22 protein-coding genes are annotated in these 20,816 nt (G+C 64.4%); 11 read left to right on the forward strand and 11 right to left on the reverse strand.

Annotated features, from left to right (window positions below; genetic code table 11):
• The first annotated feature begins 80 nt into the window (after positions 1-80).
• Together VJV41_RS10445 and VJV41_RS10450 are read left to right on the forward strand one after the other, a co-directional pair.
• On the forward strand, positions 81-971 hold the full coding sequence (locus tag VJV41_RS10445) for an AurF N-oxygenase family protein (RefSeq protein ID WP_414684930.1): 891 nt from the start codon (positions 81-83) through the stop codon (positions 969-971).
• A complete protein-coding gene (locus VJV41_RS10450; RefSeq protein ID WP_325333343.1) occupies positions 968-1,732 on the forward strand; it encodes a DUF4873 domain-containing protein in 765 nt (254 codons plus the stop codon). The genes VJV41_RS10445 and VJV41_RS10450 overlap by 4 nt, the downstream gene beginning before the upstream one ends.
• Here VJV41_RS10450 and VJV41_RS10455 read toward each other — a convergent pair.
• Together VJV41_RS10455 and VJV41_RS10460 are read right to left on the reverse strand one after the other, a co-directional pair.
• Positions 1,657-2,883 carry an MFS transporter gene (locus tag VJV41_RS10455; protein ID WP_325333345.1) on the reverse strand — a complete coding sequence of 409 codons (1,227 nt, stop codon included), beginning with the start codon at positions 2,881-2,883 and terminating at the stop codon, positions 1,657-1,659. The genes VJV41_RS10450 and VJV41_RS10455 overlap by 76 nt on opposite strands.
• A 104-nt stretch (positions 2,884-2,987) precedes the next feature.
• Entirely contained in the window at positions 2,988-3,260 is a 273-nt protein-coding gene (locus VJV41_RS10460; RefSeq protein ID WP_325333346.1) for a DUF4235 domain-containing protein, read from the reverse strand.
• 65 nt (positions 3,261-3,325) lie between these two features.
• Between VJV41_RS10460 and VJV41_RS10465 the strand changes: the two genes are divergently transcribed.
• From VJV41_RS10465 to tsaA, 4 genes are all read left to right on the forward strand, one after another.
• The gene (locus VJV41_RS10465) at positions 3,326-4,192 is read left to right on the forward strand and encodes an LLM class flavin-dependent oxidoreductase (protein WP_325333347.1); all 867 of its coding nucleotides are present in this window, start codon (positions 3,326-3,328) and stop codon (positions 4,190-4,192) included.
• 88 nt (positions 4,193-4,280) lie between these two features.
• Positions 4,281-4,784: a hypothetical protein gene (locus VJV41_RS10470; protein WP_414684931.1), complete on the forward strand. Its 504-nt coding sequence runs from the start codon at positions 4,281-4,283 to the stop codon at positions 4,782-4,784.
• A gap of 78 nt (positions 4,785-4,862) precedes the next feature.
• Entirely contained in the window at positions 4,863-5,624 is a 762-nt protein-coding gene (locus VJV41_RS10475) for a glucose 1-dehydrogenase (protein WP_325333349.1), read from the forward strand.
• A 7-nt stretch (positions 5,625-5,631) separates the two neighbouring features.
• The gene (gene tsaA / locus VJV41_RS10480; protein WP_325333351.1) at positions 5,632-6,045 is read left to right on the forward strand and encodes a tRNA (N6-threonylcarbamoyladenosine(37)-N6)-methyltransferase TrmO; all 414 of its coding nucleotides are present in this window, start codon (positions 5,632-5,634) and stop codon (positions 6,043-6,045) included.
• 8 nt (positions 6,046-6,053) lie between these two features.
• Here the strand turns inward: tsaA and VJV41_RS10485 are convergent, their stop codons facing one another.
• The gene (locus tag VJV41_RS10485) at positions 6,054-6,449 is read right to left on the reverse strand and encodes a hemophore-related protein (RefSeq protein ID WP_325333353.1); all 396 of its coding nucleotides are present in this window, start codon (positions 6,447-6,449) and stop codon (positions 6,054-6,056) included.
• A gap of 124 nt (positions 6,450-6,573) precedes the next feature.
• The gene (locus VJV41_RS10490) at positions 6,574-8,853 is read right to left on the reverse strand and encodes an ATP-dependent DNA ligase (protein ID WP_325333355.1); all 2,280 of its coding nucleotides are present in this window, start codon (positions 8,851-8,853) and stop codon (positions 6,574-6,576) included.
• Between the two features lie 31 nt (positions 8,854-8,884).
• Here VJV41_RS10490 and VJV41_RS10495 point away from each other — a divergent pair, with 31 nt between their 5' ends.
• Positions 8,885-9,112, forward strand: a complete 228-nt coding sequence (locus tag VJV41_RS10495; protein WP_325333358.1) for a hypothetical protein — start codon at positions 8,885-8,887, stop codon at positions 9,110-9,112.
• Between the two features lie 82 nt (positions 9,113-9,194).
• Here VJV41_RS10495 and VJV41_RS10500 read toward each other — a convergent pair whose 3' ends face one another.
• From VJV41_RS10500 to VJV41_RS10525, 6 genes are read right to left on the reverse strand one after another with little or no spacing between them, the layout of a single operon-like run.
• A complete protein-coding gene (locus tag VJV41_RS10500; RefSeq protein WP_325333360.1) occupies positions 9,195-10,466 on the reverse strand; it encodes a DUF4032 domain-containing protein in 1,272 nt (423 codons plus the stop codon).
• A 45-nt stretch (positions 10,467-10,511) separates the two neighbouring features.
• Positions 10,512-11,591, reverse strand: a complete 1,080-nt coding sequence (locus VJV41_RS10505; RefSeq protein WP_325333361.1) for a sn-glycerol-3-phosphate ABC transporter ATP-binding protein UgpC — start codon at positions 11,589-11,591, stop codon at positions 10,512-10,514.
• A 32-nt stretch (positions 11,592-11,623) separates the two neighbouring features.
• Positions 11,624-12,493: a carbohydrate ABC transporter permease gene (locus tag VJV41_RS10510; protein WP_325333363.1), complete on the reverse strand. Its 870-nt coding sequence runs from the start codon at positions 12,491-12,493 to the stop codon at positions 11,624-11,626.
• Position 12,494: 1 nt separating this feature from the next.
• Positions 12,495-13,469, reverse strand: a complete 975-nt coding sequence (locus VJV41_RS10515) for a sugar ABC transporter permease (protein ID WP_325333365.1) — start codon at positions 13,467-13,469, stop codon at positions 12,495-12,497.
• The gene (locus VJV41_RS10520) at positions 13,469-14,839 is read right to left on the reverse strand and encodes a sugar ABC transporter substrate-binding protein (RefSeq protein ID WP_325333367.1); all 1,371 of its coding nucleotides are present in this window, start codon (positions 14,837-14,839) and stop codon (positions 13,469-13,471) included. The genes VJV41_RS10515 and VJV41_RS10520 overlap by 1 nt, the downstream gene beginning before the upstream one ends.
• Positions 14,840-14,847: 8 nt before the next feature.
• Positions 14,848-15,852, reverse strand: a complete 1,005-nt coding sequence (locus VJV41_RS10525; RefSeq protein WP_325333369.1) for a sugar-binding transcriptional regulator — start codon at positions 15,850-15,852, stop codon at positions 14,848-14,850.
• Between the two features lie 106 nt (positions 15,853-15,958).
• Between VJV41_RS10525 and VJV41_RS10530 the strand changes: the two genes are divergently transcribed.
• The 4 genes from VJV41_RS10530 to VJV41_RS10545 are packed head-to-tail and all read left to right on the forward strand — an operon-like array spanning position 15,959 to position 20,336.
• Positions 15,959-16,960, forward strand: coding sequence for an NAD(P)-dependent alcohol dehydrogenase (locus VJV41_RS10530; protein WP_325333452.1), 1,002 nt, complete (start codon positions 15,959-15,961; stop codon positions 16,958-16,960).
• A complete protein-coding gene (locus VJV41_RS10535) occupies positions 16,957-18,408 on the forward strand; it encodes a mannitol dehydrogenase family protein (RefSeq protein WP_325333371.1) in 1,452 nt (483 codons plus the stop codon). Before VJV41_RS10530 ends, VJV41_RS10535 begins: the two co-directional genes overlap by 4 nt.
• Positions 18,405-19,403 (forward strand): carbohydrate kinase, encoded by a 999-nt coding sequence (locus VJV41_RS10540; protein WP_325333373.1) that lies wholly within the window; start codon positions 18,405-18,407, stop codon positions 19,401-19,403. Before VJV41_RS10535 ends, VJV41_RS10540 begins: the two co-directional genes overlap by 4 nt.
• A gap of 9 nt (positions 19,404-19,412) precedes the next feature.
• Positions 19,413-20,336 carry a Ku protein gene (locus VJV41_RS10545; RefSeq protein WP_325333375.1) on the forward strand — a complete coding sequence of 308 codons (924 nt, stop codon included), beginning with the start codon at positions 19,413-19,415 and terminating at the stop codon, positions 20,334-20,336.
• Here the strand turns inward: VJV41_RS10545 and VJV41_RS10550 are convergent, their stop codons facing one another.
• Positions 20,337-20,804 carry a glucose-6-phosphate dehydrogenase gene (locus tag VJV41_RS10550; RefSeq protein ID WP_325333377.1) on the reverse strand — a complete coding sequence of 156 codons (468 nt, stop codon included), beginning with the start codon at positions 20,802-20,804 and terminating at the stop codon, positions 20,337-20,339. It lies immediately after the preceding gene.
• Positions 20,805-20,816 lie beyond the last annotated feature (12 nt).

Genomic DNA, 20,816 nt, shown 5'->3' on the forward strand with positions numbered 1-20,816 from the left:
TATCCGATACCCAGGGTATTGACAACTTTATCGCTGAGTACATACTTTTAGGTCAACGCCTCAACGAAGGGACGTCAACGATGACTGCACCCACTCGTCAAGAATTCTCGGAGCGCCTGCTGAAGGGCTCGGTCAAGAAGTCCTATGCGCCGGTCGTCGACATCGACTGGGATGCGCCACTGGATCCTGACAAGTTCTTCCTTCCGCCCAAGACGGTGTCGCTGTATGGCACGCCGTTGTGGGACAACATGACTCGCGAGCAGCGCATCGAGTTGTCGCGTCAGGAGTTGGCCAACACGCTGTCAGCGGGCATTTGGTTCGAGAACATCCTCAACCAGGCGTTGCTGCGCAAGATGATGCACCAGGATCCCACCGCAAGCGCCACGCACTACGAGCTGACCGAGCTCGGCGACGAAGCCCGGCACATGGTGATGTTCGGCAAGGCGATCGACCGGGTCGGCGCAAAGCCGGTGCGGCCCAGGCTGTATCAACGCCTCATCATCAACGCGCTGCCATTCACTTTCCAGGGGACACTGCTGTGGGTCGCGGCACTTATCGGGGAGGAAATCTTCGACTCCCTGCAGCGGCAGATGATGGACGACGACGAATTGCAGCCAATGGTGCAGCGACTCATGCGCATTCACGTCACCGAGGAGGCTCGCCACATCCAGTTCGCCCGTGACGGCTTGCGCAAACGCGCCCCGCACATGCGCTGGATCAGCAGGATGTGGGTGGCCAACATCAATGGAGTCGGCGGCTACTTCTTCCGTCACCTTTTCACCAACAAGGTGCAGTACCGCCGCGTCGGGCTTGACGCCCGCGCTGCGCGCCGAATCGCGCGCAACAGCGCCCACCGCCACGAAGTCCAGGTGATGGGTTTCGCTCCGCTCGCGGCGTTCCTTGAAGAGGTAGGGCTGATGGGCCCGATCGCCCGGCGCATGTGGAGACGAAGCGGGTTCCTTCCGCGATGAACGCAAAGATCTTCGACGCCATCGTGATTGGTGGCCGATCCGTCGGCATCACGCTGAGCAGGGTCGTGATTCTGCGGCCCGACGACGTCATCGGCCTGGAGTTCGACGAGATCGGCCACACCTGGACGCTGAGGACACGTGCGGGCGACAGTTACGCCGCGAGCGTCGTGATCTCCTACGACCAAGCGCCGTCACCCGCGGGCATGGTTCCATACCTCGGCGTCGCGGTGCACGGACTGCCGAACCGTTTTTTCATCTCCGGACCCGACGTCCGCGGGCAGCAGCAATATGTTGCGCAATGTCTGGATGCCATGGCCCGCACGGAAAGTACACGCATCGAAGTGCGTCACAGCACCCAACGCACCTACACCCTGCGCTATCGCCCTGGCAGCACGGTCAACTGGCGGCGCCTGCGAAGGAAGATCCGATCGGCTTTCGATCTCAGCTCTCGCGTCACCATCGGGAACGAGGTATACGACGGCCCCGCCGCCGTGCATATCGGCGACGACATCCATGATGTTCGGGTTCGCTTGACGGGCCACCTTGACCCGATCGACGGCCACTACCACTGGCGGGGAACGGTTTTCGGCACACTGCCCGACGGCAATCCGCCGCAGCAGGTGAGGCTGGCAATCGACGAGCGCATCGCCGAGGCTCGCCTCGCCGAGCGCACACCGCAGGGCGGCTACTCCGTCGTCGGCACCGGCGCACCACCGTTCGCGCTCGACGATGTCGAGCTGTCGGTGCCCTCGCTCTTCTGACCACGCATCGCGCCGCCGAGCAGTGCGATCGCGAACACACCTCCGACGACGCCCGAGACCACCAGCGGCATCCGGCCGTCGGCACCCCACAGGAACCCGGCCCACAACCCCGCCGCCAGGACCGCAAACCCGCTGGCGCCCTGAAAGACTCCCTGCGCGCTGGCCTGCAGATCCGAGCCCACCAGCGACGAAATCCACGCCTTACCCACGCCGTCGGTGCAACCGGTGAACAACCCGTATACACCGATCAACAGCCAGGCCGTGACCGCATCCGTCGTCAAACCCAGACCGGTGTAGCCGATCGCGAAGAACACCAGACCAATGCCGAATACCGCCGGGCGCGGGATGCGATCGGCGAGCAGGCCAGCGGGATAGCTCGATAACGCGTACACCGCGTTGTACGTGACATACGCGAGGATCACCTCGACGACCGAGAACCCGATCTCGTTGAGCCGCAGCAATAGCAGCGCATCGGGAAAGTTCACGACGCCGAACAGAACAAGCACCGCCGTCACTCGCCAGTAGTGACGCGGCAGCTCGCCCACGCGCGAGACGATCGCCCGGCGCTGCGGGCGCGGCGAAGGCCTACGCCGCTCACGAACAAGGAACACCAACGCAACACTCAATACGGCCGGCACGACGGCCACCCACAGCAGCGGTGCAATCCGGTGATCGAGCAGCTCGTAGCCGGCCAGGCCGAGCAGCGGACCCACCACGGCGCCCAAGGTGTCCATCGCCCGGTGGAAGCCGAACACCCGACCGCGTGCGGCGTCGTCGATATCTGCGACCAGCAGGGCATCGCGCGGCGCGCCGCGAATTCCCTTGCCCAGCCGGTCGACGACGCGGCCGGCGAGCACGCCCGGCCATGCCGCGGCGGCCGCCACCATGACCTTGCCCAGCGCTGCCATGCCATAGCCCGTCGCGATGAGTGGCCGTCGCGCGAACCGGTCACCGAGCGGTCCCGACGCCAGCTTGGTCAACGACGCCGCGCCCTCCGCTGCGCCTTCGACGGCGCCCACCACTGAGGCAGGCGCGCCAAGCACCGCCGTCAGGTAGATGGGCAGCAGGGGATAAAGCAGCTCGCTGGCGGCGTCTTGCAGAAACGAGACCGCCGAAAGCACCCGGACGTTGCGGGTGAGCCAGGTGCGCACCTACGCCATGATGCCGTGATCAAAGCATCGAGATATGCATGAGGGTCGTGACCGGGGAGCGGATCACAACCCCCCACGCACGAATCGGCGAAGGCCAAGAGCCGCTACTCCGGACTCTGGCGAGTGACCGCGCGATAGCCGTGGGCGCCGGCCCGGTCGACGAGCGCCCGCACGAGGCCGAATACCAGCCCTTGCAGCGCCGCGGCGGTGATGGCCTCGCGGCCGGAGCGGTTGAGGTCCTTGGGGTCCGGCGGCTCCTGATCCGACGGGCTGATCCGCTGCCAGACCTCGGTGAAGGCCTTGCCTGCCAGCAGGCCACCGGCAACGCTCGTCGCGATTTGCAGGGGCAGGTACAAGGTCTTCGATACCGCGCTCATGGCCGCCATGTTCCCCGCGTGCCAATACTCAAACCTCGAACTAGAACACGTTCTAGTATGGCCGGGTGCGTTTCACCTACGCGGAGGCGATGACCGACCCGACGTTCTACCTTCCGCTGGCCAAGGCGGCCGAGGCGGCGGGTTATCACGCGATGACGATTCCGGACAGCGTCGCCTACCCGTTCGAGTCGGACTCCAAATACCCCTACACCCCCGACGGCAGCCGTGAATTCCTCGATGGCAAGGCGTTCATCGAAGCCTTCGTCCTCGCCGGTGCACTGTGCGCGGTCACCACGACCCTGCGGTTCAACTTCTTCGTGCTGAAACTGCCCATCCGTCCGCCTGCGCTGGTGGCCAAGCAGGCCGGCTCGCTTGCGGCGCTGTTCGACAACCGGCTCGGTCTCGGCGTCGGCACCAGCCCGTGGCCGGAGGACTACGAGCTGATGGGTGTCCCGTTTGCGAAGCGCGGCAAGCGGATGGACGAATGCATCGAGATCATCAAGGGCCTGACGACCGGCGAGTTCTTCGAGTTCCACGGCGAGTTCTACGACATCCCCAAGACGAAAATGACGCCGGCGCCAAATAGACCGATTCCCATACTGATTGGTGGCCACGCCGAAGCGGCGCTGAAGCGCGCGGCCCGCTGCGACGGCTGGATGCACGGCGGCGGCGATCCCGAGGAGTTGGACCGGCTGATCAAGCGACTCAGTCAGATTCGCGTAGAAGAAGGCCGCACTGGGCCGTTCGAGATCCACGTCATCTCACTCGACGCGTTCACCCTCGACGGCATCAAACGCCTTGAGGACAAGGGCGTTACCGACGTCATCGTCGGCTTCCGAATCCCCTACACCATGGGCCAGGACACCGAGCCGCTGGACACCAAGATCCGTCACCTCGAGTCCTTCGCAGAAAAGGTCATCGCCAAGCTGTAAACCTGTTAGCTCAGCCAGCGCACGGGGTAGTCCCAGGGTGATGACATATACAGACCGAGCGCCGGCACTATCCATAACCGCGAACGCGGTGAGCGAAACCACCGTGCTGCGCGTCCTCGGCGCGCTCGACAGATCCAGATATATCCCGCTGCGAGACAAGACCATTGAAGCCGCTCTCAACGAGCCGAGTGCCGTCGTCGTCGATGTCACCGAAATGGACGTTCCGGAGGAGTCAGCATGGTCGGCGGTCAGCAGCGCGCGCTGGCTAGTCAGCCGATGGCCGCAGATACCAATCGCACTGGTCTGCAGATGCGCGGCCGGGCGGCTGGAATGCGACGGCGCGGCCGTCACGGTGGCGGTGCAAGACTCGAGCACGGCCCTGGCCACGCTGCGCGAAGGAGCGCGAAGGTACGGCGCACCGTCAGGTCTGCGGATCGTGTCCGCCCTATGGGCGGATGTGGGGAAACGCTCCCATGCCGTCCGGCAAGACGGTGTGGGCGGTGATCGGTCAGAACAACCGGCTCTAACTCCGGTTCACGATCAGTTGCTGCTGTTGGAACGTCGAAGTGCTCGCCGCCGAGTGTCGGGTTGATGCGCGCTTAGGACGCATTAGGCGTGACAAAACCCAACACTCGACCAGCCAGTTGGGACGGTCGCATAGTCTGACCGAGTGCCCGTACTCGACAAATTCCGACTCGACGACAAGGTCGTCATCGTCACCGGTGCATCCTCCGGTTTGGGCGTGTCGTTCGCCCAGGCGTGCGCGGAAGCTGGCGCAGACGTCGTGCTGGCGGCCAGGCGCGTCGACAAACTGTATGCGACAGCGCGTCTCGTTGAGGATTCCGGGCGACGCGCGTTGACGGTTGCCACGGACGTCGCCGATCCGGCCCAAAGCCAGGCGATGGTGGACGCCGCGATGAGCGAGTTCGGTCACGTCGACGTGCTGGTCAACAACGCCGGGGTCGGCACCGCCGTGCCGGCCACTCGCGAAACACCCGAGGAGTTCCGCGCCGTCGTCGACATCAACCTCAACGGCTCGTACTGGGCTGCGCAGGCGTGCGCGAAGGTGATGCAGCCCGGCAGTTCGATCGTGAACATCTCCAGCGTGCTCGGCCTGACGACGGCCGGACTGCCACAGGCGGCCTACAGCGCGAGCAAGGCCGCGATCATCGGCCTGACCCGCGATCTGGCACAGCAATGGGGCCCCCGCAAGGGCATCCGCGTCAACGCCATCGCGCCGGGCTTCTTCGAATCCGAGATGACCGACGCCTACAAGCCCGGTTACATCGAGAGCCTCAAGCCACGAGTGTTGTTGGGCCGCATGGGCGATCCGACCGAACTGGCCGCGACGCTCGTGTGGCTGGCATCCGATGCCGGCGGCTTCATGACCGGGCAGACCATCGTCGTCGACGGCGGCGTCACGATCACATGATTCCCTGATGACGTCCGACTTCGTGTTGCGCCCGATCGGGTTTGTCGACTCATCGCTGACCGAGCCGGCCGCAGCCCCACGCCAGGGTGACGAAGGAGCTCCGGATTGCACGCTGGTGCTCGTGCCAGACGTCCGCCCCGCGCTCGACGGCCTGCGGCCGGGCGACGACATCGTCGTGGTGACCTGGTTGCACATGGCGGATCGCACCGTCCTGCAGGTGCATCCGCGCGGCGATACGAGCCGGCCGATCCGTGGCGTTTTCGCTACGCGTTCTCAGCATCGCCCGAATCCACTTGGCATCCATACCGTTACGATTCTCGAGGTCGACGATCTTCATATCCGCGTGAAAGGCCTCGAGGCGATCGACAAGACGCCGATCGTGGACATCAAATCGCTGCTCGAGGCCCGCGGCGAACGCTAGAGGTAAGGCTATGAGGCCATCGCGTCGAACAGCCTCGCGATCTGTGCGGGTGCGACATCGACGTTGCACTGCTGTCGCAGGTTGGCCAGCGGCCGCGCGATGCCTTGCAGCTCCGCCCACTCCTGCGGATGGGCAACGAAATACGTCCGAATCGCATTCTCAGCGTCTCCCGGTGCCAGCGCTCCAGAGTTCGTGATCGCGTCATCTGCACCGGGATGGGCGGCGAGAAACTGGCCGGTCGCCGTCGAGACGGTACCAAGCGCGCTGCTCAGCCCTGCCGCGGTGCACCCGGGCTGCGCGGACGCCGTCGGAATCGCGATCGTCGCGGCTGCCAGACCACCAAGTGCGCCGGCGGCAAGTCCAGCGAAAGCTCCGCGTCGCATATCGATACCAGAGATCTGCATTTCTAACCCCCTGAATAGCGGCGCTGTTGTTTCGCCGACCTTAGGGGCTACCCCGCATCGAGCTCCCCAAACCCGCTGTCTGAATTGCCGATAAGGGCGCCTCGTCGGCATCCCTCCGCCGCTGCTACTCCCAGACCACCTCGTCCGGCGTCTTGTCCGGCCGCAGCCCGCGCCAGCTCGGCTGACGTAGCCGACCATCGCTCGTACGTTCGCTATAGCGCACCTCGCCGACGAGTTCCGGCCTGACGAACGTCACGCCCTTCGCGTCCTGCGTGGGAAGCCTTGTGCAGAATGGTGATTCGTCGGTGTGCAGCGGCTTGAGCATGTCCTTGAGCTTGGTCAGTTCCTTCTCGGTGAACCCGGTGCCGACGCGGCCTGCGAAATGCAGTCCTCCGTCTTCAGGGATGCCGAGCATCAGCGCGCCGATACCGCTGGAGCGGCCGCCCTCGCCTTGCCGCCACCCGCCGATGACCACCTCTTGGGTCTTCCAGATCTTGTCCTTGATCCACGACGACGACCGCCGGCCAGGCTGGTAGGTGGAATCCCGCTTCTTGGCGATCACACCTTCCCACCGGCGCTTGTGTGCATACTCCAGCGCCTTGGGCCCGTCGCCGGGTATCAGGTCCGGCACGATCACGCCGCCAGCTTCGGCCAATGCCTCGAGTAGTCGCCGACGGTCGGAATATTTGGCGCGCAACAATGATCGTCCGTCCAGATGGAGGATGTCGAATGCCCAGAACTCGACGCGGGTGGAACGGGCCCGGTTCTGCATCTCCGAAAAGCTCGGCACGCCGGACTCGTCGAGAGCTACGGCTTCGCCGTCGAGGATGACGTGGTGTTCGGCGAGATCTGCTGCCAGTGCCTCGAATTGGGGATATTCGCCGGTGACCTCCCGCCCGCGTCGAGAACGTACGTTCAACGTCCCACGGTTCGCGTCGACCAGAACCCGGTAGCCGTCCCATTTGCCCTCGAATGCCCACTGCGTCGATTTGAGGTTTGCCACCGAGCCTTCTGTGGCCAACATCGGCGCCAGATCGCCTGCGTGTGGGTGTTTCTGGTCCTTCATTCGATGCGCGAGCCAGTTCTTGCCGTCAGTCTGAATCAGCGCGTATCGGCCGTCGATCTTCATTCCGTGCAGAGTGACGATGACCTCACCCCCTTCTTCAGCGGAGTCGTTGAACTTCTCCGTCTCGTAGGTGCCGGTGTCCCAGATGATCATCTGGCCGGCGCCGTACTCCCCCGTAGGAATGGTGCCGTGAAATGTCAAGTACTCCAACGGGTGATCCTCGGTGTGCACGGCGAGGTGATTGACGGACGGAGTATCGGGCAGGTTCTTCGGCACCGCCCAGCTCACCAGCACACCGTCCCGCTCTAGTCGCAGGTCGTAATGCAACCTGCGGGCGTGGTGTTCCTGGATGACGAACAGGTCGTTGTTTCCGGCCTTTGGTGGTTTATGCGGCACCGGCTCTGGCGTTTTCGCCGCGTCACGCATGCTGCGATACGTGGTCAGCCTGTCTTCGGTCGGCACCTTCTCGTCGAGTTCCGAAAGTAGGTCGCCGTACTCAGCCACACGCTCCAGCACCTCGCGGAACCGCAGGTGCCGCAGCTTCGAATCGGCGATCTCATCCCAGGTGCGGGGCGCCGCGACGGTTGGATGTTCGCGTCCGCGAAGCGAATACGGCGCGATCGTCGTCTTGGACGCGTTGTTCTGGCTCCAGTCCAGGAACACCTTGCCGGTCCGCACGCTCTTGGTCATCGTCGACGTGACGAGCTTGGGCATCGCCTTTTCCAATTGCTGCGCAACACGTTTGGCCAACACCACAGCGCCATGCGAGCTGACCGGCTCCTCGAGCGGGGCGTACAGATGCAGGCCCTTACTGCCACTGGTGAGCGGATAGGTCGTCAGGCCGATGTCACCCATCAGCTCCTTGACGGCCTGCGCGACTTCGCAGAGCTGCTTCATTTTGATGCCCTCACCCGGGTCCAGGTCGAACACCAATCTGGTGGCCGGCCCGGGTGTGCTCGTTTTGCCCGCCCCTTCCTGCCCGCCCGTCATGAATCGCCATTGCGGCACGTGGACCTCCAGCGATGCCTGCTGAGCGAGCCATGCCACACCTTCGATGGTGTCGACGATCGGATACGTCGTCGTCCCCGACTTGTGCACGATGGTGCCGCGATCCAGCCAGTCCGGCGCCGACGATGCGAGCTGCTTTTCGAAGAACGACGGCTCATCGACGCCGTTGGGCCAGCGTTTACGGGTGACCGCGCGGCCGGCGATGTGCGGGATCATGACGTCGGCGATGTTGACGTAGTAGTCGAAGACCTCAGCCTTGGTGGTACCCGTGGCCGGGTACAGCACCTTGTCCGCGTTGGTCAGCTTCACCCGGCCGTAACGATCCACCACATCACGGTATTACCCGCAGTAACGTTGGACTATGACGAGACTGTTCACGGCGTGCCTGCTCGCGGCAGCGGCCATCCTCGTCGGAGCCCCGCACGCAGCAGCTGACCCAGAAGACCGCATGCCCTACTGCTCAGGGGATCAGACCCCGATGGACGACTACTGCAGGGCAATGCCGCACCAGGCCTTCACCGACGATGCACCGGGCGCCAACCCCGGTGTGCCTCTCGGCACCAACCCGGGCCTCGAACCGGTCACCTAGCCACCACTCGCCGAACGTTCCTTACCGTTCGAAGAATCGGCAGATATTCGAGCGGTACGCAACGTTCGCGCGGAAGGGGCGGCTAGGAGTCATCGTCGATCGACAGGACCGCGAACGGCTCGGTCGGTATCTCGGCGATCACCATCTTCGCAGCGGAGTCAGTGGGGATGACATCGCGTGCCAGGGCCGCGAGCGCTCGGTTGGTGCCGACGTCGTGACCGTCGTTCTCGCTGAGTAGCCAACGCACCTCGAGCAGATCGCAGTAGGCCTGGATCGGCGTGCCAGTGTGGTGTATCGCTTCGTGCGCCAACTGCTCGTACGGTGTCAACACCTCGAGGACCCACAGCCGCGCGGCGGTGCGCTCGTCGACGTCGTGCCCGACCTCGCGGCACAGCTGCGCCTGATACGCACGCAGGTCGCCGAGCAGGATGCGGGCCTGCCCCTCACCGACTTCCAGCCCGGTGAGATCGTGCAGACACTGGGCATGGTAGCGCCGATCACCCACGGCGACATGGAGTTTGAGCTGGCTCGGGTCGGCGCTGTCCGGTTGCAGCGACAGCTCGTCGACGGCGAAGCCGAGTTCGTTGAGGCGACGGATGGTCCCTTCGACGCGGTACCGGTCGCTGAACCCGAACACCGGCTCGGCGTGCAGGAGGTCCCAGAGCGTGTCGTAGCGGACCTGGACCTGTTCGGCTTCGGCGATCAGCGTCGAGTGCATCTCCTCCGGCTGACCGATCCGCTCGGCGAGGTCGACCAAACCCTCCGCCACGTTCTCCACCAGAATCTCGAGGTCGTGCCTGCGCTGCCCGCGGCTCAGCGACGGGTGTATCTCGGACGTCTCGGCGTCGACCAGCCAGGCCGCAAGAAGCTGCCCGTCCCGCGAGAACAAGGTGTTGGCCAGTGAACAGTCACCCCAGAAGACGCCGTGGCGATGCAGTTCCACCAACAAACCCGCCATCGCATCCAGCAGGCGTGCCCGGTGCCTCGGCTGGTCAGGCGGCAGACGCATGAACAGCCTGCGGTACTGCCAGGATCCTTCGAGGTAGCGGGTGACCAGGATCGCGGTGTCGAATTCCGGCTGCAGAACCAGGCCCGCCGGACGTACCGCAGGCAGCCCCATGTCCTCGAGCCGCCGCAGCACGTCGTACTCCTTGATGGCCACCCGCGGAGGCATGTCCTTGACCGCCCACAGCTGATCGTCGGCGTCGACGAACTTGACCAGGTGCCGGCTCATCCCAACGGCGATGTCGCGCAACGGAACATCGGGGACCACCCACTCCGACAACGGTCGGTCCCATGGCAACCCGACGAGGCCGGGAGTTGGTGTACGGAGCCGAAACTCCGGCGCGCGCATGTTGAATTCGCCCTTCGCGTGCGCAGACGTTTCTTGCCCCGAAAGTCAGTTCAGGCGCTCGCCAGTCTGCGGGTGGAACAGGTGCACCGCTCCCTCGGGATGCCTGCGCAACCGCACCGAGTCGGCCAGCTTGGGCGCCGTGCGCGGATTGCACCGCGCCACCAATTCGACGCCCGAGCCCGCGTGGGTGTACACGTACGCCTCGCTGCCGAGGTCCTCGACCAGGTCGACGACGACGTCCACGCCACCGGAGTCGGTGAGCTCGAGTTGCTCGGGCCGGATTCCGAAGGTGACCTCCGACAGCCCGGCTTCGGACAATTTCGTGAGGTCGGCGCGCTCCAATTCGAGTGTGGAACCGCCGATCTTGACGCCGTCGGGCGTGATCGGCACCGTCACGAGGTTCATCGCCGGCGATCCGATGAAGCCGGCGACGAACGCGTTGGCTGGCTTGTCGTACAACTCGTTGGGCGCGGCGAACTGCTGCAGCTTGCCGAACCGCAACACGGCCACCCGGTCCCCCATCGTCATCGCCTCGACCTGGTCGTGAGTGACGTAGACAGTGGTGGTGCCGAGCCGTCGTTGCAGCGCGGCGATCTGGGTGCGCGTCTGCACGCGCAGCTTGGCGTCCAGGTTCGAGAGCGGCTCGTCCATGCAGAAGACCTGCGGCTCGCGCACGATGGCACGGCCCATCGCGACGCGCTGACGCTGACCGCCGGAGAGCTTGGCGGGCTTGCGGTCGAGGAAGTCGGTCAGGTCCAGGATCTTGGCCGCGTCCTCGACCTTCTTGCGCCGCTCGTCGGCCGATACCCCGCGCAGCTTCAGCGCGAAGCCCATGTTCTCGGCGACGGTCTTGTTCGGGTATAGCGCGTAGTTCTGGAAAACCATCGCGATGTCGCGGTCCTTTGATGGGACGCCGGTCATGTCTTTGCCGCCGATCTCGATGCTGCCCTCGTCGATGTCCTCCAGGCCGGCCAACATCCGCAGCGCGGTGCTCTTGCCGGAACCGGACGGCCCGACCAGGACGACGAACTCGCCGTCCTGGATGTTCAGGTTGAGTGAGTCGACGGCGAGTGTGTCCGCCTGGGCGTAGATGCAGGAGGCGTTCTTGTAGGTGATTGATGCCATGGCTGCTGTTCTCCTTGTGCGGTGAGGGGAAGTTACTTGATCGCGCCGAACGAAAGTCCGCGCACCAGCTTGTTTTGGGCGAACCACCCGCAGAGGATCACGGGCAGGGCGGCCATGGTTGCCGCCGCCGACAAGACGGCCCAGTACTGCCCCTCACCGGCGATGAATCCGACGAGGTAAACCGGCATGGTCTGGGCGTTCACCGCGGTCAGGTTCACCGCGAAGAAGAATTCGTTCCAGGCGAAGATCACGCAAATCAGCGCCGTCGCCGCGATGCCGGGCGATACCAGCGGCAGGATCACCTCGCGCACCGACCGCCACAGGCTCGCGCCGTCAAGGCTGGCCGCCTCGAGCAGTTCACCGGGCACCTCGAGGAAAAACGACCTCATCATCCACACCGCGATAGGTAGGTTCATCGATGTGTAGAGGATGACCAATGCCCAGATGTTGTCCAGCAGACCGATATTGGACACGATCACGTACAGCGGCAGGATCGCCGCCACGATGGGCAGCATCTTGGTGCTCATGAAGAAGAACAGGGCGTCCTGCGTCTTGCGGACCGGTCGAAGCGACAGTGCGAACGCGGCCGGAGTCCCCAGTGCCAGCACCAGAACCGTCGAAATGACAGTGGCGAAAATGGAGTTCAGCATCGCGGGGCCGATGCCCTGCTCGAACACCGCCTTGAACTGATCAAGCGTCGGGGTGAAGAACAGCTTCGGCGGACTTGTCGCCGCGTCGCCCTCCTGTTTGAACGCCGTCAGGACCATCCAGAACACCGGGAAGAAGAACCCGAGCCCGACGAGCCACGCCACCACTCCCCATGGACTGAACTCGCGGCTCTTCTTCTTCGGCGCCACGGTCATACCCGTTGTCGCCGTGCCCTTCTCAACTATTGTTGTCATCTCAGGCCGCCTCTTCCTTGCCGGAGAACGATTTGAAGATCAACCGAAGCGCGAAGCTGGCGATGATCATCGTGAAGATCACGACCACCACGCCCATGGCCGCGGCCTGGCCCATGTCGAAACCGAGGAACGCGCGTTGGTAGATGTAGAACGGCAGGTTCGCACTGGCGATGCCGGGCCCGCCCTGCGTCAGCATGTAGATGGTGTCGAACGTGTTCACCAGGTAGATCGCGCCGAGTACGACACCCAGTTCGATGAAGCGCCGAAGGTGGGGCAGCGTCAACTCGCGGAAGAGTTGAAACGCGCCCGCACCATCGACTCGACCGGCCTCCAGGATGTCGCGAGGCATCGACTGGAGGCCGGCGAGGATCAACAACATCATGAAGGGCGTCCACTGCCAGATCAGCACAACCATCACCATGGTCAAGGGGAACTGGCCGATCCAATCCACCTTGCCGATCCCCACCAGAGACAGCGCCCAGTTCAAGATGCCGTTGGTGGCGTCGAGGATCGTGGTCTTCCAGATCAGCGCCGCCGCAACGGGTGTCACCAGGAACGGAGTGATCAACAGCGTCCGTACGACGCCGCGGCCCAGGAAGGCGCGATCGAGCAGCAATGCGAGCAACAAGCCCAGGAACGCCGAGACCAGCACGACGACCACGATCAGAACGACGGTGTTGAAGGCCACCCTCCAGAACTGACTGTCCTTGACGACCGCGACGTAGTTGTTCAGTCCGACGAACTGACGCGAGCCCGGACGCACCAGGTTCCACGACAGCGTTGAGTAGTAGAGCGTGAACAGGAACGGAATCTGGGTGACCACGATCATGAAGATCAGCGCCGGAAGTAGCGGTCCACGCCTGCGCCAGCCTTCTGCGCGACTCACGCCGGTGTCCTGTGCCTCCCGGATCTTGCGGACCCGCTCCGCCACTGCCTTCTGACTGGCGTCAGGTTCGGTATCAGCAGTAAGAGTCATCACTTCTCCTGGTATGTCCGGCCGACGACTTCGGCGTATTCCTGTGCTTGGGCAAGAGCGTCGTCCACGGATTTCTGCCCGGCGATCGCCGCGCTGATCTGTTGGCTCACCCGCGTGCCGAGATCCTGGAATTCGGGAATCCCGACGAACTGCACCCCGGTGTACGGAACCGGTTGCACCGTAGGCTTGTTCGGGGTCGAACTTTCGATCGACTTCAAGGTCAGCGGTCCGTAGGACTTCGAGATCGCCTGATACTCCGGCAGCGCCGTATAGGTCGATGTCCGACTGCCCGGTGGGACGCGGGCCCAGCCCAGCTTCTCACCGACCAGCTTCATGTAGTCCTTGCTGGTCATCCACGAGATGAACTTCCACGCGCCGTCAGGGTTCTTGGCGCCCTTCGGAATTCCCAGCGACCAGGTGTAGAGCCAACCCGAATTGGGCTTCTCGACGATCGGAGCGGGCAAGTACCCGATCTTGCCGACCAGGTCCGGGTAGGTCTTGGGATCCTCGAGGACCGAGACCGCCGACGTCGCGTCGTACCACATCGCCGTCTGCCCCTGACCGAACAAGTTGGCGCACTCCTGGAATCCTGTTGAGGACGCGCCCAGTTCACCGGCGTTGTTGATCAGGTCGACGTAGAAATTGACAGCCTTCTTCACTTCCGGGCTGTTGAGTTGGGCATTCCACTTCTCGTCGAACCAGCGCCCGCCGAAGGTGTTGATCACCGTGTCCAGCGGTGCCAGCACCTCACCCCAACCGGGCTTGCCGCGCAGGCAGATGCCTGCCACGTCATCGTTTTTCTTCTTGATCGTGTCCGCCCACTGTGCAACCTCTTGCCAGGTGGGCTGGTAGTTCGGATCCTCGTTGACCTTGATGCCGGCCTGTTCGAAGAGGTCCTTGCGGTACATCAGGAACGAGGATTCACCGTAGAAGGGAACCGAGTACATGTTGCCCTCATACGACAACGAGTCGCGCAGCGACGGGATGAAGTCGTTCTCGTCGTAACCGGGCGTGTTCTTCGCGTAGTCCGAGAGGTTCAGCAGCCAGCCATCTTTCGCCCATTGCGGGGTCTCGAAGTTGCTGATCATCACGACGTCGAATTCACTTCCGCCCATCGCGGTCGACATGGTGATCTTGGCGCGCGCCTGGTTCTCCGACAGCGTGATGAATTTCAGCTTTGTGCCGGGATTCTCTTTCTCGAACTCGGTCGACAACTTCTGGGCGTCGGTCATCTGTGAGTTGGACACCAAGGCGATCGTCACCTCGTTCGCCGACGAGCCCAAGCTGCCCGCGCCCGCGCAACCGGACGTGACGACGAGGCCGACAGCCGTGGCACACATTGCCAACTTTCTGAGCACTTTCACGTTCATCTCACCTCTCACTGTGCCAATAACCAACGGGCACAATCGATGTCACATACAAGAAGCCGAGCCAGCTTGCCGCGCAGAGCGCCAAGAGTGGCGTGATGCTTGGCTACGCCGCTGGAGATCAGGATCGACTTCTCACACATGCGGATGTCTTCTAGCGGAACTGATACCGCGCGCTGCTGAAGCTCGGTATCGACGGGTGCACCGTGCGCGTCGAAGAAGCGGCCACCGATTTCGCCGACGGCACCCAGCGAGATGAGTTCGTCGAGCATCTTGGTGTCCAGGAAGCTGCCCTCGAACAACGTCGTTGACGTCGACACGGCTCCGACGCCAAACAGCATCACGTCGGCGCGCCGGCCGGCCTCGAGCGTGCGCGAGATCAGAGAGTCGCTGCGCATGGAGGCAACCGTCGACGCGTCGGCGTACAGCGGCGCCGGAAGCCGGATCGTGTTGGCCCGCAGCACGTCCGCACAGCGACCAAGGATGAACTCGGTGCCGGTCTGGTAGGTCGCCGTCGACATCGCGCCGTCGAGCTGGACGACCGCGCGACAGCTTGCGATACCGGGCATCAGAGCGGTGGCCACAGCAACTTGCTCAGGGCCCCAAGTGAATCCGAGAACATCGTCGGCCGAGAGCCGTCGCATCAACAGCGCTGCCGCGGCGCGGCCCACGCTGGCGAACGCGGCCGGCCGTCCGGGAGCGCCGACGTCGACGCCGTGTCCCGCGACCACCGCCTCGGTCAACCCGAAGCGCTGCTCGAGTTCGCGCTCCTCGTCGGCGTGCAGATCGTCGCCCATGCCCGACGGGACGACCACCTCGATACGGACGAGGCCCTTGGCTTTGGCCCGAGCGATGAGCCGCCCGGCCGTCGGCCGGGATACACCGAGGCGCGACGCGATCTCGGCCTGAGTGAGGCCGTCGAGGTAGTACAGCGTGGCCGCACGCAGTGCGAGCCGAAGGTCTTCGGGGGTCCCGGCACGCGAACCCACCTCGCCATTCGACGTCGGTGCGGCCACTGTGCCCTCCTGTCAGCCTGTGAGCATTTGCTCAGGGGTGCGAGTAGATGCTCATCACGTTAGCATGGCAAGTGTGACGCACACAACACTCTCCCCGGGCGCCCGAATGCGGGCCGCTGTTCTCCTCGAACCAGGCCGCATCGAGATCGAGGAGCGGCCTATACCGACGCCAGGCCCCGGTGACGTGCTGATACAGGTGTCCTCGGTGGGCGTCTGCGGGTCGGACACGCACTACTACCGCCACGGCAGGGTGGGCAGCTTCGTCGTCGACGCACCCTTGATCCTCGGGCACGAAGCGGCGGGCACGATCGTCGGTGTCGGCGAGGGAGTGGACCGCTCACGCATCGGTCAGCGGGTTTCGATCGAACCGCAGCGGCCCGATCCGGACACCGAGGAGACCCGCCGCGGTCACTACAACCTCTGCCCACACATGCGGTTTTTCGCGACGCCGCCGGTCGACGGCGCATTGTGCGACTACGTGACGATCGGCGCGGCCTTCGCCCATCCGGTGCCCGCGTCGATGTCCGACGATGCCGCCGCGCTGTGCGAACCGCTGTCGGTCGGGATCGCGGCGGTGCGCAAAGCCGGTGTCGACGGCGGCTCGAGGGTGCTGATCACCGGTGCCGGGCCGATCGGCATCGTGGTGGCGCAGGTCGCAAAGGCCTACGGCGCGACCGAGATTATCGTCAGCGATCCCGACGAATCCCGCCGCTCGCAGGCCGAGGACTTCGGCGCGACGACTGTGCTCGACCCGACCGCCGCGCCGATCGGCGACTTGAGCGTCGATGCCTTCATCGACGCGTCGGGTGCACCGGCGGCCGTTTCCGACGGCATCCGTGCGGTACGGCCGGCCGGCGTCGTGGTGCTTGTCGGTTCGGGTGCCGAAACGATGGAACTGCCGACGCAGGTCATCCAGAACCGCGAGCTGACCTTGACAGGCGTGTTCCGTTACGCGAACACCTGGCCGACGGCGATCGAGCTCGTGGAGTCGGGGCGGGTGGATCTGGACGCGATGGTGACCGCGCACTTTTCCTTGGAGCAGGCCGCCGAGGCCCTGGACTCCGACCGCACGCCAGGTAGCGTCAAGAGTGTGGTGACGGTGTCATGAAGCTCCACAAGACGACACTGGCGCAGATCCCGATCGACAAGCCGAGCTACGACCGCGACGAGATCGGCGTCGGCATAGTGCATTTCGGGGTCGGCGGGTTCCACCGCGCGCATCAGGCGATGTATATCGATCGACTACTCGAGATGGGTCTTGCGAAAGCGTGGGGCATCGGCGGGGTCGGGGTGCTGCCGGCCGATCGCAAGATGGCCGACGTGATGGCGGCCCAGGACGGGCTGTACACGCTGCTGCTGGAGAATCCGGACGGCACGCGTGACGCGCGAGTGATCGGCTCGATCGTCGACTACCGCTATGCGCCCGACGATCCCGAAGCGGTCATCGAACTGCTCGCCGCGCCAAGCACCCGAATCATCTCGCTGACCATCACCGAGGGCGGCTACAACATCGATAACCTCGGTGGGATTGCCGGGTCGAGCGACGGCGTCAACGTGTTCGGTCTGGTCGCCGAGGCGCTGGCGCGGCGCCGCGAGCGCGGCATCACCTCGCCGACGATCGTGTCGTGCGACAACATCGAGGGCAACGGTGAAGTCGCCCGCCACGCATTCACCACCTACGCCGATCGCATGCACCCGGGTCTGGGAGAGTGGATAAGCGCAAATACGCGCTTCCCCAACTCGATGGTGGACCGCATCACGCCGGTCACCACACCGGACGTCATCGGCGCGCTGGAAAGCGAATTGGGCGTCGAAGACCAGTGGCCGGTGGTGGCCGAGCCGTTCACCTCGTGGGTGCTCGAGGACTCGTTCTCCGACGGACGCCCGCCGCTCGACGAGGTGGACGTACTGCTCGTCGACGATGTGACGCCGTACGAGTTGATGAAACTGCGACTGCTCAACGCCAGCCATCAAAGCCTGTGCTACTTCGCCTACTTGGCAGGCTATCGGTTGGTACACGACGCGGCGGGTGACCCGTTGTTCGCCGAATTCCTGCGTGAGTACATGGATTCGGAGGCCACGCCGACGCTGAAACCGGTGCCGGGCATCGACCTGCCCGACTACAAGCGCACGCTGATCGAACGGTTCGCCAACCCTGGTGTGAAGGACACGATCGCCCGGCTGTGCTTTGGCTCGTCGGACCGGATTCCGAAGTGGTTGCTGCCAGTCGTGCGGGCGAATCTCGCCAACGGTGGTCCGGTCCGGTTGTCGGCGGCCACTGTCGCCAGTTGGGCGCGCTACGCCGAGGGCGTCGACGAGCAGGGCTCGCCGATTGACGTCCAGGATCAACTGGCCGATGCACTGGTGCCGCTGGCCCGTTCACAGCACGAGAACCCGACGGCGTTCATCGAAAACACCGAAGTCTTTGGCGATCTCGCATCACAGCCGAGGTTTGTCGAGGCCTACCTGTGGGCACTCGACTCCCTGCACCGCGACGGTGCACGAGCGACGTTGGAAGACTTGGTTACGTTTGCGCACAAGGGGGAGACGCCATGACTGTGCCTGGCGCGCCGGAACGGGCGCTGGTGATCGGCGAGGCGTTGATCGACATCGTCGAACGTGAGGTCAGGGTCACCACCGAGCGAGGTAACGAGCGAGCATCAAGCACTGAGCATGTCGGCGGCAGCCCGTTGAACGTCGCGGTCGGCCTGGCCCGACTGGGACGTGGCGTCGACTTTCTCACGCACATCGGCAATGACCAGCGGGGCCGACGCATTGTCGACTACCTGAAAGCATCCGGGGTGCAATTGGTTTCGGGTAGCACAACCGCCGAACGCACTCCGACTGCGCTGGCCACACTGGACGCGAGCGGGTCTGCACAGTACGTGTTCGACATCGACTGGCAACTGACGGGAACCGCGGAGGGCGCGCCTCCGCTGGTGGCGCACGCCGGCTCCATTGCCACGGTTCTGGAGCCGGGCTGCCGTGCGACGTCAGCGCTGCTGGACGCCTACCATTCTTCGGCGACGATCACGTTCGACCCCAATGTGCGGCCGGCGCTGATCGAGGACGCCGACATGGCGCGCGGTCGCATCGACCGCCTGATCGAACGCAGCGACGTGGTGAAAGCCAGTGACGAGGACATGCGCTGGATCGACCCGAACCGGGCGCCCGAGCAGATCGCGCGGACGTGGCTGGGGCTGGGACCGTCGATCGTCGCGGTGACGATGGGCGACCGTGGGGCGTTCGCCGTGTGCGCGGCCGGGATCGCGCGGGTGCCGGCGCTGCGGGTGAACGTCGTGGACACCGTCGGAGCGGGCGACGCGTTCATGACCGGGCTGATCGATGCGCTGTGGTCGTTGGGTCTGCTGGGCGCCGAGCGGCGCCGCGACCTGGCCCGCATCGGCGTCGACGCGCTGACCGGTGTGGTGCAGATGGCGGCGCTGTCGTCGGCGCTGACGGTCGCCCGTGCGGGCGCTGACCTGCCGGATCGAGCGACTCGGGACGCCGCGGCGGCCGGGTCGGGCCCCCTGTTGCCGCAACCCGGCTAACCTGGCGTTATGCGTTCCATATGGAAGGGTTCGATCGCGTTCGGCCTGGTGAACGTCCCGGTCAAGGTCTACAGCGCGACCGAAGACCACGACATCAAGTTCCACCAGGTCCACGCGAAGGACAACGGACGCATCCGCTACAAGCGGGTTTGTGAGGTGTGCGGCGAGGTCGTCGAGTACCGCGATATCGCCAAGGCCTTCGAATCCGACGACGGCCAGATGGTGGTCATCACCGACGAGGACATCTCGACGCTGCCGGAGGAACGCAGCCGCGAGATCGAGGTGCTCGAGTTCGTTCCGGCGAGCGATCTGGATCCGCTGATGTATGACCGCAGCTATTTCCTCGAGCCGGACGGTAAGTCGTCGAAGTCGTATGTGTTGCTGGCCAAGACGCTGATGGAGACCGACCGGGTCGCGATTGTCCACTTTGCTTTGCGCAACAAGACGCGCCTTGCGGCGTTGCGGGTCAAGGATTTTTCCAAACGCGACGTGATGGTGATCCACACCTTGTTGTGGCCCGACGAGATTCGCGATCCGGATTTCCCGGTGCTGGACAAGGAAGTTGAGATAAAGCCGGCCGAGCTGAAGATGGCGGGACAGGTGGTCGAGTCGATGACCGACGACTTCAACCCGGACCGTTACCACGACGACTATCAAGAGCAACTGCACGAGCTGGTCCAGGCGAAACTCGAAGGCGGCGAGGCGTTTACCACCGAGGAGCAGCCGAAGGAGCTCGACGAGACCGAGGACGTGTCGGATCTGCTGGCCAAACTGGAGGCCAGCGTGAAAGCGCGCCGCGCCGGGGGTGGCTCGGACGACGGCGAGCGTCCCGCGAAGAAGGCGCCCGCCAAGAAGGCCGCAGCCAAGAAGACGCCCGCGAAGAAGACGGCGGCCAAGAAGTCACCGGCCAAGAAGACCGTCGCGAAGAAATAGCTACGCGGGCAGATCCACCCGCAGCGCCAGGTGCTCGTCGAGTATCCGGCGCAGCGCAGCGTCCATCGGATGAGCCGATGCGAGGTCACGGCGGAAGCCACTGTCGACCACGACAACGTCGCCCTCGCGCAGTTCGGCGGTGTCGATCTGATCGACGAACGGATCGAACAACCCGGGCGGCGTGGCCAGGTAATACAGCGCCCGCCGCGACTCGTTCAATCCGGCGGCATATATCAGTCCATGTTGTGTGATCACAAAGAGTTCCGAAGTGATCCTGGCGTTCGAGGTCTCGGCTGCGCCCCACGCCATCGCCGCGCGCCGGATCTGGGCCAACCGATCCGGGATGTCGTCGGTGAGCGTGAGCAACCTCTCGACGAGTGGTGCACCCATTTGCGGATATGCGCCGATCGCGGTTCTGAAGTACCGCTCGAAGATCTCACCGAAGAAGTCGTATCGTTGCTCGCTCATTGCGGCTCCCAG

Origin of the sequence: Mycobacterium sp. (assembly GCF_035274705.1) — a bacterium.
GTDB lineage: Bacteria > Actinomycetota > Actinomycetes > Mycobacteriales > Mycobacteriaceae > Mycobacterium.

What these genes read in the sequence shown, in the direction of transcription:
- VJV41_RS10545 (WP_325333375.1), top strand. Translation starts at nt 19,413, where the DNA reads ATGCGTTCCATATGGAAGGGTTCGATCGCGTTCGGCCTGGTGAACGTC.
- VJV41_RS10445 (WP_414684930.1), top strand. Translation starts at nt 81, where the DNA reads ATGACTGCACCCACTCGTCAAGAATTCTCGGAGCGCCTGCTGAAGGGC.
- tsaA (WP_325333351.1), top strand. Translation starts at nt 5,632, where the DNA reads ATGACGTCCGACTTCGTGTTGCGCCCGATCGGGTTTGTCGACTCATCG.
- VJV41_RS10510 (WP_325333363.1), bottom strand. Translation starts at nt 12,493, where the DNA reads ATGACAACAATAGTTGAGAAGGGCACGGCGACAACGGGTATGACCGTG.
- VJV41_RS10450 (WP_325333343.1), top strand. Translation starts at nt 968, where the DNA reads ATGAACGCAAAGATCTTCGACGCCATCGTGATTGGTGGCCGATCCGTC.
- VJV41_RS10500 (WP_325333360.1), bottom strand. Translation starts at nt 10,466, where the DNA reads ATGCGCGCGCCGGAGTTTCGGCTCCGTACACCAACTCCCGGCCTCGTC.
- VJV41_RS10460 (WP_325333346.1), bottom strand. Translation starts at nt 3,260, where the DNA reads ATGAGCGCGGTATCGAAGACCTTGTACCTGCCCCTGCAAATCGCGACG.
- VJV41_RS10520 (WP_325333367.1), bottom strand. Translation starts at nt 14,839, where the DNA reads ATGAACGTGAAAGTGCTCAGAAAGTTGGCAATGTGTGCCACGGCTGTC.
- VJV41_RS10505 (WP_325333361.1), bottom strand. Translation starts at nt 11,591, where the DNA reads ATGGCATCAATCACCTACAAGAACGCCTCCTGCATCTACGCCCAGGCG.
- VJV41_RS10550 (WP_325333377.1), bottom strand. Translation starts at nt 20,804, where the DNA reads ATGAGCGAGCAACGATACGACTTCTTCGGTGAGATCTTCGAGCGGTAC.
- VJV41_RS10535 (WP_325333371.1), top strand. Translation starts at nt 16,957, where the DNA reads ATGAAGCTCCACAAGACGACACTGGCGCAGATCCCGATCGACAAGCCG.
- VJV41_RS10495 (WP_325333358.1), top strand. Translation starts at nt 8,885, where the DNA reads ATGACGAGACTGTTCACGGCGTGCCTGCTCGCGGCAGCGGCCATCCTC.
- VJV41_RS10530 (WP_325333452.1), top strand. Translation starts at nt 15,959, where the DNA reads ATGCGGGCCGCTGTTCTCCTCGAACCAGGCCGCATCGAGATCGAGGAG.
- VJV41_RS10540 (WP_325333373.1), top strand. Translation starts at nt 18,405, where the DNA reads ATGACTGTGCCTGGCGCGCCGGAACGGGCGCTGGTGATCGGCGAGGCG.
- VJV41_RS10515 (WP_325333365.1), bottom strand. Translation starts at nt 13,469, where the DNA reads ATGACTCTTACTGCTGATACCGAACCTGACGCCAGTCAGAAGGCAGTG.
- VJV41_RS10485 (WP_325333353.1), bottom strand. Translation starts at nt 6,449, where the DNA reads ATGCAGATCTCTGGTATCGATATGCGACGCGGAGCTTTCGCTGGACTT.